Annotated in this window: 17 protein-coding genes; all 17 read left to right on the top strand. The window is 44.5% G+C overall.

Features of this window, described 5'->3' with window-relative positions; genetic code table 11:
* Window positions 1-118: 118 nt before the first annotated feature.
* Window positions 119-1,339, top strand: coding sequence for an efflux RND transporter periplasmic adaptor subunit (locus tag DP73_RS19720; RefSeq protein WP_034601958.1), 1,221 nt, complete (start codon window positions 119-121; stop codon window positions 1,337-1,339).
* Entirely contained in the window at window positions 1,336-2,535 is a 1,200-nt protein-coding gene (locus DP73_RS19725; protein ID WP_034601960.1) for an ABC transporter permease, read from the top strand. The genes DP73_RS19720 and DP73_RS19725 overlap by 4 nt, the downstream gene beginning before the upstream one ends.
* Window positions 2,536-2,557: 22 nt before the next feature.
* On the top strand, window positions 2,558-2,851 hold the full coding sequence (yhbY, locus tag DP73_RS19730) for a ribosome assembly RNA-binding protein YhbY (RefSeq protein WP_034601962.1): 294 nt from the start codon (window positions 2,558-2,560) through the stop codon (window positions 2,849-2,851).
* Between the two features lie 182 nt (window positions 2,852-3,033).
* Window positions 3,034-3,243: a hypothetical protein gene (locus DP73_RS19735; protein WP_128751445.1), complete on the top strand. Its 210-nt coding sequence runs from the start codon at window positions 3,034-3,036 to the stop codon at window positions 3,241-3,243.
* Between the two features lie 411 nt (window positions 3,244-3,654).
* Window positions 3,655-4,533 carry an FAD binding domain-containing protein gene (locus tag DP73_RS19745; RefSeq protein ID WP_034601966.1) on the top strand — a complete coding sequence of 293 codons (879 nt, stop codon included), beginning with the start codon at window positions 3,655-3,657 and terminating at the stop codon, window positions 4,531-4,533.
* 260 nt (window positions 4,534-4,793) lie between these two features.
* On the top strand, window positions 4,794-6,206 hold the full coding sequence (locus tag DP73_RS19750; protein ID WP_034601968.1) for a sigma-54-dependent Fis family transcriptional regulator: 1,413 nt from the start codon (window positions 4,794-4,796) through the stop codon (window positions 6,204-6,206).
* 471 nt (window positions 6,207-6,677) lie between these two features.
* Window positions 6,678-7,334, top strand: a complete 657-nt coding sequence (locus DP73_RS19755; RefSeq protein WP_034601970.1) for an ABC transporter permease — start codon at window positions 6,678-6,680, stop codon at window positions 7,332-7,334.
* Between the two features lie 61 nt (window positions 7,335-7,395).
* Window positions 7,396-8,511, top strand: coding sequence for a betaine/proline/choline family ABC transporter ATP-binding protein (locus DP73_RS19760; protein WP_034601972.1), 1,116 nt, complete (start codon window positions 7,396-7,398; stop codon window positions 8,509-8,511).
* Window positions 8,512-9,156, top strand: a complete 645-nt coding sequence (locus tag DP73_RS19765) for an ABC transporter permease (RefSeq protein ID WP_034601974.1) — start codon at window positions 8,512-8,514, stop codon at window positions 9,154-9,156.
* Window positions 9,157-9,214: 58 nt separating this feature from the next.
* Window positions 9,215-9,361 (top strand): hypothetical protein, encoded by a 147-nt coding sequence (locus DP73_RS23610; protein ID WP_165574439.1) that lies wholly within the window; start codon window positions 9,215-9,217, stop codon window positions 9,359-9,361.
* Between the two features lie 69 nt (window positions 9,362-9,430).
* On the top strand, window positions 9,431-10,378 hold the full coding sequence (locus DP73_RS19770; RefSeq protein WP_242865806.1) for a glycine betaine ABC transporter substrate-binding protein: 948 nt from the start codon (window positions 9,431-9,433) through the stop codon (window positions 10,376-10,378).
* 391 nt (window positions 10,379-10,769) lie between these two features.
* A complete protein-coding gene (locus DP73_RS19775; protein WP_034601977.1) occupies window positions 10,770-11,759 on the top strand; it encodes a 4Fe-4S binding protein in 990 nt (329 codons plus the stop codon).
* Window positions 11,760-11,825: 66 nt separating this feature from the next.
* The gene (locus tag DP73_RS19780) at window positions 11,826-12,161 is read left to right on the top strand and encodes a DUF5412 family protein (RefSeq protein WP_282432712.1); all 336 of its coding nucleotides are present in this window, start codon (window positions 11,826-11,828) and stop codon (window positions 12,159-12,161) included.
* Between the two features lie 438 nt (window positions 12,162-12,599).
* The gene (locus tag DP73_RS19785; RefSeq protein WP_034601979.1) at window positions 12,600-14,084 is read left to right on the top strand and encodes a trimethylamine methyltransferase family protein; all 1,485 of its coding nucleotides are present in this window, start codon (window positions 12,600-12,602) and stop codon (window positions 14,082-14,084) included.
* A 60-nt stretch (window positions 14,085-14,144) separates the two neighbouring features.
* Window positions 14,145-15,602, top strand: coding sequence for a trimethylamine methyltransferase family protein (locus DP73_RS19790; RefSeq protein ID WP_034601981.1), 1,458 nt, complete (start codon window positions 14,145-14,147; stop codon window positions 15,600-15,602).
* A 199-nt stretch (window positions 15,603-15,801) separates the two neighbouring features.
* Window positions 15,802-16,434 carry a corrinoid protein gene (locus DP73_RS19795; protein WP_034601983.1) on the top strand — a complete coding sequence of 211 codons (633 nt, stop codon included), beginning with the start codon at window positions 15,802-15,804 and terminating at the stop codon, window positions 16,432-16,434.
* Window positions 16,435-16,686: 252 nt separating this feature from the next.
* Entirely contained in the window at window positions 16,687-18,711 is a 2,025-nt protein-coding gene (locus DP73_RS19800; protein WP_034601985.1) for a urocanate hydratase, read from the top strand.
* Window positions 18,712-18,737: the final 26 nt, after the last annotated feature.

Genomic DNA, 18,737 nt, shown 5'->3' on the forward strand with positions numbered 1-18,737 from the left:
CATGCGATGAGGTTCACTCCTGTGGATCGAAGCCGCCCTGTCTTTCGGGTCTTTTATTCTTTAAGAATGATTTTACGGTAGTTTGAGCTAAATTTTTCGCGGGTTTGGGGGGGACAATGTGACGAAACGTCTGTGGTGGATAATAGGGGCAATGCTTTTAGTTCTTGCGTTAGCTTTTGGTGGATGGTGGTTTTGGGGGAAGTCTCAGGGCCCGCTGAAGGTTAGAGTTGGGGTGGTTACTCCGATCTCAATGCAGGAAAACGTCTTTGCGACGGGGAGTGTGGTTCCGGTGTCAAGCCAAGAGGTGCGTGTATTGGCTCCCGGGCGAGTTGCCAAAGTTGCGGTGAAGGTGGGGGAGACTGTTCAGGCTGGTCAGACTCTCGTAGCCTTAGACCCTACCCTGGCGGATGCGCAGGTAGCTCAGGCCCAGGTGAATGTGGAAGCGGCTCAAACTGTTGTTAATTCTGCTCAGGCTAATTTAGAAGAGTTAAAGAAGGCGCAAACCAGTGGGAGTGGGGCTGCTTCTTCAGGCAGTGATTCTGGGAGCGATTCTGGCCAGGCAGGTGGCTTAAGCTCTATTCTGCCTCAATTCGGAGGTCAACAAAGCAGCAGCTCTCAGCAGAATATTGTGAGTCCTGCTATTATCAGGCAGGCTGAGGGAGCCTTAGCCCAAAGTAAAGCGGCGTTAAAGCAGGCTGAAGAAATGTTGAAGGTTGCTCGGGTGCAGCAAGGTCAGCTGATTTTTAAAGCAAGTATGGCCGGCACAGTCATTGAGGTGAATGCTCAAGAGGGGAATATCTCTTCAGTACAGCTTCCCTTAGTTGTGGTAGCTGATCTGAAACAGTTGAATGTCGAAGCTCAATTGAACGAAGTTGACGCAGGAAAGGTTCAGGTTGGCGGGACAGTGAAGGTCTCCAGTAAAATGTTGAAGGATTCCTCTGTTCAAGGAACAATTGTGGAGATTGCCCCCACCGCTGTCTCGGCCTTAAGTGTTCAGGGCAACTCATCTCCCACGGTGGGTGTGAAAATTCGCTTGGAAAATGCGCCGATCGAACTGAAGCCCGGCTTTACTGTTAGTATTGAAATTGTGGTGGCAACTAAGGAAGGGGTTTTGGCCGTTCCTCAAGAAGCCCTTTTTCAAGAAGGAAACAAGAATTATGTTTACCGAATTCAAGCCGGACGTCTGGAAAAAGCTGAAGTTAAAATAGGGATAGGGAATGACACTCACCAGGAGGTTACCTCCGGCTTAAAGGATGGAGACCAGGTGGTCTTAAATCCTTCCAATGATTTGGCGGAAGGAATCCAGGTTAGCCCTGAAGTGGGAAGTGAACGGGTATGAGCCTTTTAGAAGGACTGCGGGGAGCTCTTTTTAGTTTGCGAACCAATAAGCTGAGATCGGGACTGACCATGCTGGGGATTATTATTGGGATTGCCGCTGTGATTGCTGTTGTTACCATAGGTATGGGAGGGAAGGCCGCTATTATGCAGGAAATGGAGAAAAGCGGAGTTAACCTCTTTGTGCTATACGGTAAATCCGTGGGTAACAGCGGACAGAATGCGGGGAGCACCTTAACTCTCCAGGATGGAGAAAGCTTGAGACGGGCTCTGCCCCAAGTTAAGGTATTGCTGCCGGCAAGTATTGAATATGCGGCTTTAGAAGTGAATCAAAAGCGTTCTTCCGCCATGGTTGTAGGGACTACTCCTGAGTTTGCGGATTTGCGCAACCGAGACATTGCTCGAGGGCGTTTTTTCTCAGAAGAAGAGTTTTCTGTTGACCGGCGGGTTGTGGTGATTGATCAGACCTTAGCTGAGAATTTGTTTGGTGCGGGAAATCCTTTAGGGCAACAGGTTATTGTCCATAATGTTCCTTGTCGAGTGATTGGAGTTCTGGCTAAGGATACCTCTTCCTTTGCCCAGTTTAATGTTGGCCCTCAGAATGCCTATGCCTACATTCCTTGGGGGACTTGGTCCGAGGTCTTTCAGTCTCAGCGAGTTGACCAACTGGAAGGCTCCACTTACCGGGAAGCGGATTTGACCAGTACCATTGAAAGTGCTAAGCGAATCTTGAATGTCCGCCATGGAACAACCAATCAGTATGAGGCCTTTAATATGCAGCAGCTGGTTCAGTCAGCTAATACAATTATGCGGATTTTAACGAGTTTTATTGGTTTGGTTGCCGGCATATCCCTCTTGGTCGGAGGGATTGGGATTATGAACATTATGTTAGTTTCTGTGACTGAGCGTACCCGAGAAATCGGATTGCGCAAAGCGGTAGGAGCTAAAGAAAAAGATATTTTACTGCAATTTTTGTTAGAAGCCATTGTTTTATCTCTAATCGGGGGGATCATGGGTATTGCCTTGGGGGTTGGGAGTGCCTTGATTGCTTCCTACCTTTTAAACTGGCCGCCGCTACTGTCCGGCTGGGCGATTATCTTTGCGGTGTCTTTCTCCATTGGAGTGGGATTGTTTTTTGGATTTTATCCGGCCTTCAAAGCAGCTAAACTAGAGCCGATGGCGGCCTTAAGATATGAGTAACAAATAGGGGGAAGGTTTTTAAATGTTAAAAGGAAAGCAAAAGCGTTTTTTAAGAGCTATGGGCAATGAAATGGTGCCTATTCTTCAGGTTGGAAAGAGCGGAATTACGGAAGCAGTTGTTACCCAAACTAACGAGACTATTGAGTCTCGGGAGTTAATCAAGGGACGAGTGCTGCAAAATTGCGCGGAGGAGCCCAAATCTGTTGCTGCAGTACTTGCTGAACAGACCGGGTCGGAGTTGGTGCAAGTCATTGGGCGCAATTTTTTATTGTATAGACCTTCCAAGGATAAGCCGATGATTGAGCTGCCTAAGTAAGGCAGACTTGGCTGGGGCTGAGGCTTTAGGGTAATAGTAATGGCAAACGTAATCGCAATCGCCTGGTTCTTATGGCTTGGAATGTATGAATTAAGGTGTATTTATAGGATTGGTTAAAATTGGGGGCTGCCTTAAGGGCAGCCTTTTTAAATTAATCCAATATGCTGAAAGTAACTGATGCGATGGATCCTGATACTTACCATGCTATTTTTAAAGATTTATATGAAGGTGATATAATTCAATATACAGGTGCAATTACTCATGATTCAAATAGAAGTAAAGTTAACTCTGAGAAGCTTATACAACTAAAACAACTTAAAGAAAATTTAATGAGTGGTACGATCAGTCCACAAGACGCTGAGAAAAAAATTGTCGATATCAAAGCAAAATAGCCTAATGGTTGGTGTGCTCCCCCTTAAATCTTAGGATGTATGGATCTCTTCTGGGAAAAGATATATAATGAATTCAATAAGGATAACTTGGCAAGGCAAAAAAACCACGCCAGCATCTCCTCTAATCAAGGGGAGTTTGCTGGCGTTTTTCATGTAATGGTTAGTCCTGTCGATTACACGAGCCAAAGACAGCTAAAAGCGCTCCGCCTCAGAGTCCGACAGAAGAACCGACCCCATGTCTACCAGGGAAGGTTTTTCAGCGGAGCCGCCATGCTGTCCTTTAAAACTTTCCAATAGAAAAAGAGGGGATAATTATACATCCATCGAATAAATTCAAGACATCCAGCGGTATATCCGAGGAAATAAAGCAAAGAACCGTCTCTTGGCGTTTTTCTGGAGAGGAGTTTTTAGATGACGAGATGTGAGGTTGTTTGTCCGACAACAGTTGCCGAAAGTCTTGAGAAGATTTCAGGAATTAATGAGAACGTTGTTTTTATAAATGGCGGCACTGATCTGGTGATTAAGCTTCAGACCGGTCAGCTTAAACCTGCTTGGATAATGGATCTTTCTTTAATTTCAGAACTCAATTTCATTAAGGAAGTTGAGGGCAGGATTAAGATTGGCAGCGGGACAACCTTTGCTCAAATCAGTGAGAGTGATCTGGTTAGGAGTGCGGCGAGATGTCTAAGTCAGGCAGCTTCCCAGGTGGGGTCTGCTCAAATTCGGAACCGGGCCACTATCGGGGGGAATATTGCTAATGCCGCAGCGGCAGCGGATAGTTTGCCGGCCTTACTGGCTTTGGAGGCTTGGATTAGTATCGCCGGGCCCAAGGGTTCGCGGAGAATTCCTTTTGCTCAGTTGCAGTCAGGAGGGGTTCAGGGTCTTCAAGAGAAGGAGCTGATTCTGGAGATTGATTTTCCGATTGTTCAAACCCAGGGCAGGACTGGAGTTAAGAGTGCCTTTGGGAAAATCGGAAGTCGTACAGCTGTTTCTATAGCCCGTTTAAATATGGCTGCTTTGCTGGAATATGATGTTGAGGAGCAAAGAATTCTCAATTCAAGGTGGTCTGTGGGGGCTTTAGGGCCTACCCCCTTTCGTTTAGCAGAGTTGGAGAGTGATTTACGAGGCCGGAGGGTGGATTCCCTTAATGCAGAAGAGATTGCTAACTTCTTAACAGGTGTCGTGGATCAAGCAATTCCCGGCCGCGCTTCTCAGGAATATAAACGCCAGGCCATTAGGGGCTTAGCTTACGATCTCCTTGCGGATTTATCCATTGACTACCAGCCGTAAGATGAGATAACGGCTGCTACGTCCCTGGATAAGTTCTTCTAAGCTTCAGCTGGAGTAAGTATTCCTCTTAGGCAAACTCCATCTGACGCTAAGAATCACTTGATCATCGTGAGGCGAGAAGACTCTCACCTCTTAACCGCCTCTTAAGCCCTTCTCCGACAGCTCTTGAATACAGAATAATGGCTTAGAGAAAAGAGGATATTGTCGCTGGTTGGAGAATTAACGACAAGAAGGGTTGATAATAATTAGGGGGTAGGAGTATGCCTGGTGGTGTAATGAATCGAGTTTTTAGGCAGCTCTTTAATTCAATTGACGAAGGGGTTATTGTAACCGACCCTGATGGCAAGATTATCTTCTACAATTCTGAGATGGCAAAGTTAGAAGAGTTGTTGTCCGAGCAAGTTGTCGGAAGATATTTGAATGAAGTCTATGATGCAGTTACTGTGGAAAGCAGTGAACACTTAAGTGTGGTTTTGACTAAGGAACCGATTTTTGAGAAGCATAAGACCTATTTTACGAATAAGGGCAAAGAGGTCACTATTGTGGCCAGTACCTTTCCTGTGATGGAAGATGATCAAGTTATAGCGGTCTATTCCGTGTGTAAGGATATCAGTAAGTTTAAAGAACTCTTAACTAGGACAATGCAATTGCATGACCAGATTGGGCTTGAGGGGCAAGAGCCCCGGGGTATTAATGGAACTCGCTATACCTTTGATTCTATTGTTTACGCCAGTTCTGTGATGAAGGATCTGATTGCCTCGGCTAAGAAGGCTGCGCTGGCTGATGGATTTATTCTAGTGTTTGGTGAGACGGGAACCGGCAAAGAGCTATTGGTACAAGCGATTCACAATCACAGTCCTCGCAAGCATGAGCCTTTTGTAGCAATCAATTGTGCGGCAATTCCAGAAACCCTTTTAGAGAGTATTCTTTTTGGTACAACCAAAGGGGCTTTTACCGGTGCAGTAGAATCAAAAGGATTATTTCAGCAAGCGGGAAATGGCACATTGTTTCTGGATGAACTGAATTGTATGAGTATTAATTTACAAGCCAAGATTCTACGGGTTGTGCAAGAAAGAATGGTCAGACGAGTCGGTGGGACTATGGAAATTCCGGTTCGCTGTCGGGTGATTAGTTCTACGAATGTGGATCCTTGGGAATCAGTGAACAATGGCAGTTTACGTAAAGATCTTTTCTACCGTTTAGCCGTGATGACCCTCTTTATCCCGCCCTTAAAAGATAGAAAAGAAGACGTAGAGGCTCTGATTCATTCCTTTCTCAATCGCTATCGAAAGATATACGGCTTTGGTGAAGTTCAAATTGATGCAGGATTAAAGGATATTTTTCTTCGTTATCTGTGGCCTGGGAATGTTCGAGAATTAGAACATATTATTGAAAGCGCCATGAACATGTTAGATGGCCGAAAGGTTATAACCGTTGATCACTTGCCCCACTATCTGAGAGCAAAATTTGTCAGTCAAGATGGAATCTTCCCTGAATACTACAAAAAAGGATCTAATACTTTGGCCCATGTCCTGCGGGAAGTAGAAAAGCAAGTGATTAGAGAAGCCTTGAAAAGCCATGACGGAAATATTACCAGGGCTGCGGAGTCTATAGGAATTGCCCGTCAAAATCTTCAATACCGGATTAGAAAACTCAATGTGCAAAATTTTTAGGCGGGCAAGGAATGTTGGCACTTGACCTTAAAGGGCTCTCGGCGGCAATAGGACGGATGTTTTCGCAAATAATCTATGCGCCGGGGCCTTGCTTTTAAGGCGTGACGTGGCCTTTGGTTACTCACGGATAATACAGCGACTATTACTTTAAAGCAGAGTTAACTGGTTCAAACTAAAGCTGAGTTTCGAAACTTCAGAATGGATAAAGAAGGCCCGACCGCAGTAGAATTTTGAAGTCTCCCCGGTGAAAAAAGGGAAGTATACATTTAATTATCAGAAATCAGGAACGATTCTTGCATTAGAGATTAGTTAGATTACATACCGAATTCTAATTTCTTAATACATAACTTTTTGGAGCTGTTTTTTTAGGATGATACTTAAAGATTATTTTAGTCTAGAGATTCCTAAAGGATCTTAGTGAATGTCTTAATTTCCCTGTATTTTCAATGAATGAAAGTGAGGTGATGGCGAATGACCTTAACGGATTTTGTAAGTTTTCTGGTGAAGAATACTAAGACAATTATGGAATACTCCGAAAATCATTTTACCTTGGTGTTGCTGGCTGTGGGGATTTCTTTGCTGATCTGGGTGCCGGTCGGTCTCTTGTTAACCAAAAGTGATAAGTGGGCAGCGCGAGTTTTGGCGTTAGCTAATACGATATTTTGTATTCCCAGTTTATCGATGTTTGCGATTTTGGTCACAATCCCAATGTTTGGCCTCGGCAGAAAGTCTGCTTTGCTGGCCTTAGTTCTCTATGCAATGATGCCTCTGATTCGCAGTGTATATGATGGGGTGAAAAATGTTGATCGCAATGTGATTGAAGCGGCCAGAGGAATGGGAATGAGTACCAAGCGAATTCTCGTAGAAATTCTTGTACCTTTAGGTATGCCGATTATCTTTGCCGGTTTCCGGATAACTGTGGTCATGACTACCGGTATTGCTGCAATAGCCACCTATATCGGGGAGCGGAATTTAGGGCGATTTATTCAGGAAGGCCTTGTTCGTTCAAATACACCGATGATGGTCACCGGTGCCCTGATTATTTCAATAATTGCCATTGGTTTAGATACTATTCTTGGAGTGATTGAGAAAAGGATTGTTCCCAAAGGATTACGCGTGAGTCGCTAACCCTCATCAGGATGGTAGGTCTAATTGAGGACGGGGTAGAGTTTTACAGAGGAGGATTCTGATGATTCAACTAGAGCAGATTACGAAGCAGTACCCGGGTCAAGCAATGCCAGCTGTAGATAAACTATATTTGTCAATTCCGAAAGGAGAAATTTGTGTTTTGGTTGGCCCCTCCGGTTGTGGCAAGAGTACGATTTTGCGCATGATTAACCGGATGATTGAACCGACTTCCGGGATTGTGAAAATTGATGGACAGGATGTTACCAGTACGAATCCGGATCAACTGCGGATGGGTATCGGCTATGTTATTCAACAAATAGGGCTTTTGCCTCATCGGACAATTGCTGAAAATATCGCTATTGTACCGCGACTCTATAAATGGCCGAAGGAGAAAATCAACAAACGGGTCGATGAACTGATTGTTATGATGGGGCTTGACTTGGAAAAGACCAGGGGCAAGTATCCATCTCAACTTAGTGGCGGGCAAATGCAGAGAGTAGGGGTTGCCAGGGCGATGGCTGTCGATCCGCCCATTATGCTTATGGATGAACCTTTCGGAGCAGTTGATCCCATTGCTCGAACCCATTTACAGGATGAGTTGCTGCGACTCCAGAAAGAGATTAAGAAGACGATTGTTTTTGTAACCCATGATATTAATGAAGCCATTAAAATGGGGGATAGGATCGCTATTTTCAATGCGGGGCAGTTAGTACAGTTTGGAACTCCGGAAGAGATCTTGACTAATCCCATTAATGAGTTTGTTGAGGACTTCATTGGGCGGGATCGGGTTGTCAAAAAGTTGAATTTGTATCTGGCTGAAGATGCTATGAAGCCGATTAAATGTTTGGTCAGGGACGACGAATTGCAAAATGTCGCTCGGAAAATGAAGGATGCGGGAGCAGAGGTGGCTTTCCTCGTCAATGAAGCCGGCAAAGCTTGTGGTCAAATCTCGGCTGGGGATGTGGAAGAGTTTGGGATGGATATTGAAGGATTGCGGAAACGAGCCCAGCGCAGGTCAAACGCCTTTGTTCAAACCACCACTCCCTTCCCGGATGCACTCTCCCTGCTGCTGGAATATGATGCGGATTATCTGGGAGTTCTAAAGGGTGAGGAACTCTGTGGAGTGCTCTCTTTCCAAGGAATTCGGAAGCATGTGTACAGGAAAGAGGGTGAGTAAATGCGCTGGGAGAATTTCAGGTTTGCTCTTTTTGAGAAGGCTCCGGAGGCTCTGTTAGAGCATTCCATGATTGTTGTTATCACCATAACCCTTGCAATCCTGATTTCCGTACCCCTTGGAGTCTTTCTTAGCCGTCCGAAATATAAGAAGTTTGGACTGGTTACCCTTAATATACTTAACCTATTACAAGCTGTTCCCGGGATTGCGGTTATTGCTTTGGCCTTGCCAATTCTAGGTTTGGGCATGAAACCTGCTATCGTGGCCCTTTTATTTCAGAGTCTTTTGCCCATTGTTAGGAACACCATTGCCGGTCTGTTAGGGGTCAGCTCAGATGTGAAGGAAGCCGCCAGCGGGATGGGAATGTCTCAGCGAAGAATTCTGTGGGAAGTAGAGCTGCCGTTAGCTATACCGATTATTTTAAGCGGGATCCGGACGGCGACTGTGTATGTGGTTAGTATTGGTACCTTAGCTTCTCTGATCGGTGCGGGAGGGCTGGGTAATCTTATTATGGGCGGCCTTTCTCTCTTCCGACCGGAATACTTACTGGTTGGAGCGGGGCTGGGGGCTTTGATGGCTATCTTTTTAGATAGGATGATTAATTATCTGGAGTATCGAATCACACCTCCCGGGATGAGAGTCGAGTAGTACAAGTCAGAAAGAATTAGATCGGATGAACAGAGATTAAGGCAGTTCCTCTCCGTCTTTGAGCAGAATTTTATGGGCTAGTTTGACGGGAGTTGGAAATGATATTGGAGCTTTTGGGGGTTGTTTAGGTCTTCAGGCAATGGCGCTTGAAGGAATTAAGGACGGTTCCCTAAAAGGGCATAAAGAAGGAGGGGTTAAGGGCTAAAAAAAATCTATGGTAATATTGTGAAAAGATGTATAATTAGAACAATCTATTAAAGGAAGGGGTATGTATATGAAGAAACGATCTTTATTTCTCGTTGCAGTTTTGTCCCTTACATTGGCTTTAGGAGGGGTATTTGGCTGTGGTGCTAAAGCGCCTGCCACGGGATCCGCTCCGGAAAACACAAAAAAAGAGGGGCCGACTATTAAGATTTCATCTAAGACTTTTACTGAAGCGGCACTTTTAGGAACCATGAGTCTTCAGTATCTGGAAGGATTGGGCTACCCTGTTGAAAACAAAATGGGTTTAGGTGAATTGGCTGTAATCAGGCCTGCTTTAACCTCAGGCCAAATCGACCTTTATTGGGAATACACCGGTACCGGGGTTATGAATTTAATGGAACATGAGCCTGTGTTTGATGCTGCTGAAAGCTATAAATTGATTAAAGAATGGGATGCTAAGAACGGCATTGCTTGGCTGGAATATGCACCTCTCAACGATACTTATGGAATCGTGGTCCGTCCGGAGATTGCCGAAAAATATAAGCTTAAAACTGTTTCTGACTATGTTGCCCAAGTGAAAAAGGGTGAAAGCTTGAAATTTGTTGGTTTCCCGGAGTGGGAAGGAAGAGCGGATGGTCTGCGTTCTTTTGAAAAAGTTTATGATTTTAAAATGCCTAAAGGGGATTTCGTTAACGTTGCTATGGGCTTAAATTATGATACTCTTAAAGCTCAAAAGGGTGATTTAGCTCTGGCCTTTACCACCGAGCCTAGAATTATTACAGATAAGCTTGTAATGCTGGAAGATGATAAAAGTGCCTTCCCTGTTTACAATGCTGCCCCTGTTGTACGTCAAGAGATTGTTGATAAGTACCCAACTTTGGCTGCCGATCTCAAGAAATTAAGCGCTTTGCTGGACACTAAGACAATTACTGAATTAAACATGCAAGCTGATGTTGAGAAGAAGTCTATTGAAGAAGTTTCTTCCACGTTCTTAAAGAGTAAAGGGTTGTTGAAGTAAAGCGGTTTGGAGCGAAGTTAAGGTAAGTTCTGTCTGGGGAGAGGAAGTGTCTTAGCCCGTTCGCACACGTTCCATTCGCTATTCGCTTGCCGCTAAGGCTAAAACTCAAAACCTCTGGGCTTTCTGCAAGTAAACCGTTGAGTTTCTTCACGCCTTAGCGACTGCGCTCATTGACGCGATTCCACTAAAGTGCTCACTATGCTAAGTCACTTCCTCTGATTTTAAGTTGGAGTAAGAGTAAGAGTGAGCAAGAGTAAGGTTACCTTACTTGGGTGCTGCACCGAAAGGCCTGGTAGAGATTAATTAATTGCCACTTTATGCCCGAGTGTATTTCCGGGGCGTAAAGTGGCTTTATAAAGCTATTTTGACAACGTGAAGGGCGGATTTTTTGATGTCTGAGATTGATAAGTTTGTTAGACTCTTTGCTGTGCCGGAATTTGTAGTTCCGCATTTGTCCCTTTTTCTCTCTGAACGGGAGATGATTCTGGTGGCTCGGCTGAATGGTGAAAAGTGTTCTGTCTCCAAAATAGTTTTAAGGATGAATAGTAATTTTGAAGATGTACAGGACTTATTAGACGCCTGTTATAATAAACACCTTGTTCATAGGGAAGAGGTGGATGGAGATTACATTTATTACGGGGCGGATTTCTATGAACTCTTGGATTATATCTGTAAGTTTGATGAAAACTATCCTTTAATCGATAAGGATTTGAGACGAACTTTAGACAAATGGTGTTATCGAGTTTATCGTGAGCGGATGGATGCTTATCTGGGTTCCCTTCTTGAGGGGGAAGCTGTGGATAGGGCCCCGGAGACCTTCCTGATGATTGAAGACTTGGATCAAGTTTTGGAATCCGTGAAGGATATTCGTTTAGTTCCCTGTAATTGCCGCAAGTTAGCCAACCACTGTGTTAAGCCTACAGAAACTTGTTTGAGCTTTGATGATTCCATAACTGACCGAACCTTTGGTCGTTCCCTCTCCAAAGAAGAGGCCAAAGAGTTGGTGTGGTCAGCTCATAAAAAGGGGTTAATGCATCAAGTAAACAGTGATTGGCGGACAATGGGGCCGACTTATATGTGCAATTGTTGTTCCTGCTGTTGTTATCCCTTGCGTTTAGCTCAGGAAAAAGGAACGAAGGGCGTTTTTCCTATCAGTCAATTCATGGTTCAGCGTGATGAGACTAAGTGTTCGCATTGTGGGGCTTGTGCTAAGCGCTGTAATTTTGGGGCTTTTTATAGTGGTGAGGCAAAAACAGTAGTGAAGGGGAAAAGTCGGAGAAAGGTTGAGCTTAACCTAAACAAGTGTTGGGGATGCGGGATTTGTAAAGAGACTTGCCCTACTAAGGCTATTGCCATGACCCAGATAATTGCGATTGGTTAATCAGATCAACCACTTAAGGAGGAGTTAGAAATGAATCGCAAAATTCTTTTGATTTGATTTCTATTTCTGTTTACAAGTGTATTGGGTTATGGTGTATATCGGTTGTCTTATGACTTGGATCGTCTTCCCAAGGGGACTCTGATTGCAGAAGAAACCTCTCCGAATAAAACCTATGCCGTTAAGGCCTACACTTCTGATGCCGGGGCCACTACTTCGTATTCTGTAATTGCAGAGTTATCCTTTAACAAGGCGAGTAAACCATCTGAAATTATTTACTTTCAATATAAAGAGAGTGCTGCTTCGATACGTTGGCAAGATGATAGCACTGTGATCATTAATAATGTTGAACTTCATATGCCCAATGAGAAATATGATTACAGGCATAACAAGAAGAAACGCTGAAGAAGTAATCTTTTTGAGCATTAGAAAATTTGTAAGAGAAATCAACAGCAATAATAATTGGCACAGCAAAGAAGTTATGCGGTTCCCTAAGGGCTGGGCTAAGGCGGAGTGAGAAGAACCTTTTAGTGCCAAATATTTTAGCGCTTTGATTTTACCGATATATAGATTGGCAGTACCCATAATTTTGCTGGATGAAGAAAACCCTTTAGGATACTGATATATTAATGTAAGTTTTTGATTAAAAAGAGAAATCCACTCGTCTGTGAGGGATGGCATAAATCTTGCAACTATTTTGTTAGTGAGTTGGAGATAACTCCGGAGATACACTAAGATTGACAATTGTGCTCAAAACTTGGAAAGATTCGTTAAAGCATGCATCAAGAATTACGAAAGGATAAGGTTAGGTTTTGTCCAAGTTTTATTAACCGGGTAACCTAAATGAGAAAAATTCGTTCCAATAGTATAGAACAAACAACCCCATTTCTACGTTGGGTAAGTGAGGGTCAGATTGAGGAAATCCATTTTGCAACCTTGGAAGTACTCGAACGAACCGGAGTTGTTGTAGACCATCCGGAAGCCTTGCAGTTATTAAAAGATGCAGGCTGTATTGTCAATGATCATCGGGTTCGGATTCCCAGTTGGTTAGTAGAGGAATGCCTGCGTTTAGCACCGCGCAAAATTGTCGTTGCCAATCGCAAAGGCCAGCGAGTTATGCCTTTGGAAAAGAATCGCACATATTTTGGAACCGGTTCAGACCTGCCCTTTACAGTAGATTTAGAAACCGGCAAGCGGAGACGCTCAACCAAGCGGGATGTGGAACTTGCCTGCAGAGTTATGGATTACTTACCTAATTATGATTTCGTAATGAGTTATGCTATCGCTTCGGATACCAGTTCAAAGGTTAGCGATCTCCATCAATTAGAGGCTATGGTTACTAATACGATAAAGCCGATGATTGTCACTGCTCATGATGAGATTAATATGCGCGCCCAATTAGAAATGGCGGCCTTAGTAGCCGGCGGGAGAGAGGAACTTCGCAAAAACCCCTTTATGATTCTTTACTCTGAGCCGATTTCCCCCTTAACCCATACCAATGATGGAGTTGGCAAGATGTTCGCTTGCTTCGAGTATGGTGTGCCGGTAGTTTATACTCCGGGAATCTTATCGGGTGCTACCACCCCGGTTACGAAAGCAGGTACTATTGTTTTAATGAATGCCGAGGCTCTTGCGGGAGTGGTCATGGCCCAATTAAAACAAAAAGGAGCTCCGATTATTATTGGGGGCGGAGCTACTCCTATGGATATGAGGACCACGGCGACTTTATACGGATCCCCGGAAGCAATGATGAATTACGCTATCATGACTCAATTATCCCAGTTTTATGGAATTCCGAACTTTACGGAGGCAGGTTGTGTTAATGCTCCTATCCCGGATGCTCAAGCAGGGATGGAAGCTGGAAATGGGATTTTAATGGCTCAATTAATGGGTGCTAATTTAGTCCATGATGTGGGCTATTTAGAAGGCGGCAAAACCGGTTCCTTAACTTTCCTCACCATGTGCAATGATTATATTGATAATGCTCGCTATATGGGGAGAGGCACTCGTATTGATGAAGAAACCATGGCGGTTGATGTGATTGATGAAGTGGGCCCGGGTGGAAATTATGTCAGCCATGAACATACTTATAAGAATTTCCGTGAAGAAATTTGGACATCCAAGCAGTTTAACACTTCTTTCTGGGAGGTCTGGGAAGAGCAGGGTTCTAAATCAATGGAAGCTCGGGCTGAGGAATTAGCTAAGCATATTGTGGCAACACATAATTCGGAACTCTTAGATGACACTATTCAGCAAGGGTTAAATGAAATCATTGCGGAAACTGATCAAAAGAAAGCATCGACAAGACGAAAAAATAAAGACGCTTAACCTTTAAAAGGGTAAAGAGGGGAACTCATTTTAAGGCAAAATGAAAGGGGTTACACGGGTATGGGAGTTGGAAGCTCACATGGGAACGGACTGTTCTTCAGGACACTTACTGAAAAACAAGCAGAGGAGATTCATCTGGCAAGTTGCCAGATTCTCGAAGATACTGGTATGGTGATTCACCATGAAGAGGCTGTGGAATTACTTAGGCAGGCCGGAGCGCATGTGGAAAAGGGGAACAGGGTTTATTTTCCCAGCTCCCTTGTGAAGAAAGCACTGCAGACGGCCCCTTCCCGGGTGACCTTATATAACCGTAAGGGAGAAGCTGCTCTGCATTTAGAAGGGTCGAATGTCTACTTCGGTACAGGGTCAGATACCCTGAACTATCTGGATCCCTTCACCTTTGAGCGGAGAAGCTGGACAAAGGCAGATGTGGCTAATGCCATTCGAATTTGCGATAAATTGCCAAATATAGATTTTGTCATGTCCATGGGCCTGCTGTCCGATGCTGACCCCCGGATGATTAATCGGGAGCAATATGCCATTATGGTTCAAAACACTGAGAAACCCCAAGTGGTTATTGCTGAAGATGGAGCAACTCTGCAAGATATTATTGAAATGGCCGCCTGCGCTGTGGGTGGAAAAGAGCAATTGCGGCACAAGCCTTTGTTTATGATTTATACTGAACCAACTTCGCCCCTTCAACATCCTAAGGAGTCTATTGAAAAGTTATTGATTGCTGCAGAAAATGGAGTTCCTTCGAATTTTGCCTGCGGGGGGGTAGCTGGGGCTTCCGTGCCGACTACGGTTGCCGGGGCATTAGTCCAGGCTAATGCGGAAGCGTTGAGCGGTTTAGTAATTCACCAGTTAAAAGCTCCGGGAGCGCCCTTTGTTTACGGGTATGGAAATTCTCCGTTGGATATGCGCTCTATGCAGGCGGTTTACGGGACTCCGGAAGCTGTGCTCTTTCAAGGAGGAGCTGTAGATCTGGCTCATTACTATCAACTTCCATCTTGGGGTTATGCCGGATGCAGCAATTCCAAGGTCTGCGATGAACAGGCTATTGCAGAGTCGACAATGTTTACCTTGATGGGAGCCCTTCAAGGGTGCAATATTATGCATGATGTTTTCTACATGGAATTTGGAATTACCGGTTCCTTAGAACTGCTGGTTATTTCTAATGAAGTAATCGGTAGGACGCGGCGTTTACTGAAGGGGATCGATACGGATAAAGAGTCTTTAGGTGTAGAAGCTATCAAGCGGGTAGGCCCGGGAGGGAACTTCTTGGGGGATGACCATACTGCCAAGCATTTTAGGGATAATTGGTTTCCGGATCTTTCTGATTTTAATAATTATGAAAATTGGACAGCCGATGGCAGCAAGACAATGATTGATCGTGCCAGAGATCGAATTAAACTTATCTTAGAAACTCATCAGCCTAAGCCTGTCTCTGAAGAGGTAAAAGCTCAAATCGAAGAAATCTTGCACAAAGCTCAAGAGAAATTTGGCGGGAAGTTTTAATTTAGCTCTGAGGCCCCCACATCTTTAGGTGGTGGATCTTAGGCTAGGCAAGTTTCAGGTGTAATAGAACAGGGATTATTATTGATTGAAGTTTCAAGAAAAATTTACTTTTAGGCTAAATTAACAGGAAAAATAATGGATTAAAGGCTATAATGACTTAGACGTAATAATTTTTCATAATTTAAGGAGGAGTCGCAGCATGAGTGATTTTAGCAGTTTGGCTGAACTGGTGATTAACGGGAATTATAACGGTGCGAAGGATTTTACCCAAAAATTGATTGATAGTGGAGCTGACCCTATTGAGATTATCAATCAGGGATTAATGGCTGGTATGGATGTGGTTGGAGTTCGTTTCAAAGCCGGGGATATGTTTGTCCCAGAGGTAATGATGTCCGCTAAGGCTATGAGTACGGGGATTGAGCTTTTAAAGCCTTTGATTGCTGATAGTGATATGCCTTCCGCCGGCAAAGTCCTGATTGGCACGGTAAAAGGTGATCTCCATGATATCGGTAAAAAACTGGTGGTCATGATGTTAGAAAGTGCCGGGTTTGATGTTGTTGATTTAGGTGTAGACATAGATCCTGATGCTTTTGTAAATGCTGTTAAGGAGCACTCGCCTCAAGTGATTGGTTTATCCGCACTTTTAACCACCACCATGTTATCTATGAAAGATACCATTGAGGCCCTAAAGGAAGAGGGACTTCGGGATCAGGTAAAGGTTATTATTGGTGGAGCCCCTATTTCCCAAAGTTTCGCAGACGAGATCGGTGCCGACGGCTATGCTTCAGATGCCGGGACAGCTACTGAACTGTGCCGCAATTTGATTGCTTAGAATAGGTTCGAGTTCTCCATGCAATGAATTCACTCCTGTGGATTGAAGCCGCCTGTCTTAAGGGTCTATTATTCTTAGGAATGTTTTAGAGCTTTTTTCAGGTAGAGTAGACATAATAGTTATTGAGATAAGGTACAGCGGTCCTCAGGGACAACTGTACCTATTTCTGAAATATGAGCCATGTAGACTTTTCAGTTTGGTAACCTAATATTGTTAGACCAAGTGTCTAAAATTTAGTGAGGAGTGATCTGGATGATTAGTAACTATGACATCTCCCAAGCCATGACTATCAAATTAGATCCTGAATTACCGGCAAAGCAGGAATTTGTGGAGGGAATAAGAAGGGCTCCGGATCGAGGTTTTAGCTTAACTCCAAGTCAGACAAAAATCGCTCTCAAAAATGCCTTGCGTTATGTTCCGGAAGAATTGCATGAAGAGTTGGCACCTGAGTTTTTAGAGGAACTGCGAACAAGGGGCAGAGTCTATGCTTATCGCTACCGTCCCGCCGGAAAACTCTCGGGAAAGCCGATTGGTGAGTACAAAGGAAACTGTATTGAGGGCAAAGCATTCCAAGTTATGATTGATAATAACTTGGATTTTGAGGTTGCCCTTTACCCTTATGAGCTGGTTACTTATGGCGAGACAGGAAGTGTCTGCCAAAACTGGCTGCAATATCTTTTGATTAAAAAATATCTCGAGGTCATGACGGATCAGCAAACTCTGGTCATGGAATCCGGACACCCCGTGGGATTATTTCCTTCTCGACCGGAGGCACCGAGAGTGATTATTACCAACGCGCTGATGGTAGGGATGTTCGACAATCAGAAGGACTGGGAAATTGCGGAACAAATGGGCGTCGCTAATTATGGCCAAATGACGGCGGGTGGCTGGATGTATATCGGGCCTCAGGGGATTGTTCATGGAACCTTTAATACGCTGCTTAATGCCGGACGGATGAAGTTAGGGATTCCCCATGATGGAGATCTCAGAGGATGTTTGTTCCTCACCTCCGGTCTGGGGGGAATGAGCGGGGCTCAAGGAAAATCCGTAGAGATTGCCCGTGGTGTGGGGATTATTGCCGAGGTGGATGAATCGAGAATTAAGACTCGTCATGAGCAGGGATGGGTCAGCAGAGTGTCTGCAGATTTAGAGGAAGTCTTTAGAATCGCCGCAGAGTATGTGGAGAAGAAAGAACCTATGTCCATTGCTTATCAGGGCAATGTGGTGGATTTATTAGAGTATGCTGTTGAACACCAGATTAAGGTGGATTTGCTCAGTGATCAGACCTCTTGTCATGTGGCTTATGAGGGTGGGTATTGCCCCCAAGGGATCAGCTTTGAGGAGCGGACGAAATTACTGGCTACCAATCGGGCAGAGTTTAAAAAGCTTGTCGATCAGAGCTTAGTGCGTCAGTTTGAATTGATTAAAACCTTAGTTGCCCGAGGTACCTATTTCTTTGATTATGGTAATTCCTTTATGAAGGCAGTTTATGATGCCGGAGCTACTGAGATTTCTAAAAATGGTGTGGATGAGAAGGATGGCTTTATTTTCCCCTCGTATGTAGAGGATATTATGGGGCCGGAGCTGTTTGATTATGGGTATGGGCCTTTCAGATGGGTGTGTTTAAGTGGGAAAAAGGAAGATTTGCGAAAGACGGATGAAGCGGCCATGGCTTGCATTGATCCAAATCGCAGGGGACAAGATCGGGACAACTATATTTGGATTAAGGATGCGGAGAAGAACAAGCTGGTTGTGGGGACACAAGCTCGAATTCTCTACCAGGATGCGGAAGGTCGGATTAGAATTGCGCTTAAATTCAATGAGATGATTCGCCAAGGTGAGATTGGGCCGGTGATGCTTGGCAGAGATCACCATGATGTGAGTGGGACGGATTCTCCATTTAGAGAGACAGCGAATATTAAAGATGGAAGTAACGTTATGGCGGATATGGCGGTGCAGAGTTTTGCCGGGGATGCTGCCCGGGGGATGAGTATGGTCTCACTTCATAATGGAGGGGGCGTAGGCATTGGTAAGGCTATCAATGGCGGGTTTGGTTTAGTGCTTGACGGAAGTGAACGCGTGGATAACGTCATAAAATCCGCCCTGTTATGGGATGTGGTCGGTGGAGTGGCGAGACGAGCTTGGGCGCGAAATCAGAATTCAATTGAAACCGGCATCGAGTTCAATGAGCGGTATAAAGGAAAGGGACATATTACTATGCCGTTTATTCCCAAGGATGAGTTGATTGATCGGTTAGTGGATGGTTTTATAGATTAGAATCTCATGCGAGCTACGCAGCACGA

The organism is Desulfosporosinus sp. HMP52 (assembly GCF_000765145.1).
Lineage (GTDB): Bacteria > Bacillota > Desulfitobacteriia > Desulfitobacteriales > Desulfitobacteriaceae > Desulfosporosinus.

Bases quoted from the DNA above. Each gene is read 5' to 3' on its own strand.
- DP73_RS19725 (WP_034601960.1), top strand. From the start codon at position 1,336: ATGAGCCTTTTAGAAGGACTGCGGGGAGCTCTTTTTAGTTTGCGAACC.
- yhbY (WP_034601962.1), top strand. From the start codon at position 2,558: ATGTTAAAAGGAAAGCAAAAGCGTTTTTTAAGAGCTATGGGCAATGAA.
- DP73_RS19735 (WP_128751445.1), top strand. From the start codon at position 3,034: ATGGATCCTGATACTTACCATGCTATTTTTAAAGATTTATATGAAGGT.
- DP73_RS19745 (WP_034601966.1), top strand. From the start codon at position 3,655: ATGACGAGATGTGAGGTTGTTTGTCCGACAACAGTTGCCGAAAGTCTT.
- DP73_RS19750 (WP_034601968.1), top strand. From the start codon at position 4,794: ATGCCTGGTGGTGTAATGAATCGAGTTTTTAGGCAGCTCTTTAATTCA.
- DP73_RS19755 (WP_034601970.1), top strand. From the start codon at position 6,678: ATGACCTTAACGGATTTTGTAAGTTTTCTGGTGAAGAATACTAAGACA.
- DP73_RS19760 (WP_034601972.1), top strand. From the start codon at position 7,396: ATGATTCAACTAGAGCAGATTACGAAGCAGTACCCGGGTCAAGCAATG.
- DP73_RS19765 (WP_034601974.1), top strand. From the start codon at position 8,512: ATGCGCTGGGAGAATTTCAGGTTTGCTCTTTTTGAGAAGGCTCCGGAG.
- DP73_RS19770 (WP_242865806.1), top strand. From the start codon at position 9,431: ATGAAGAAACGATCTTTATTTCTCGTTGCAGTTTTGTCCCTTACATTG.
- DP73_RS19775 (WP_034601977.1), top strand. From the start codon at position 10,770: ATGTCTGAGATTGATAAGTTTGTTAGACTCTTTGCTGTGCCGGAATTT.
- DP73_RS19785 (WP_034601979.1), top strand. From the start codon at position 12,600: ATGAGAAAAATTCGTTCCAATAGTATAGAACAAACAACCCCATTTCTA.
- DP73_RS19790 (WP_034601981.1), top strand. From the start codon at position 14,145: ATGGGAGTTGGAAGCTCACATGGGAACGGACTGTTCTTCAGGACACTT.
- DP73_RS19795 (WP_034601983.1), top strand. From the start codon at position 15,802: ATGAGTGATTTTAGCAGTTTGGCTGAACTGGTGATTAACGGGAATTAT.
- DP73_RS19800 (WP_034601985.1), top strand. From the start codon at position 16,687: ATGATTAGTAACTATGACATCTCCCAAGCCATGACTATCAAATTAGAT.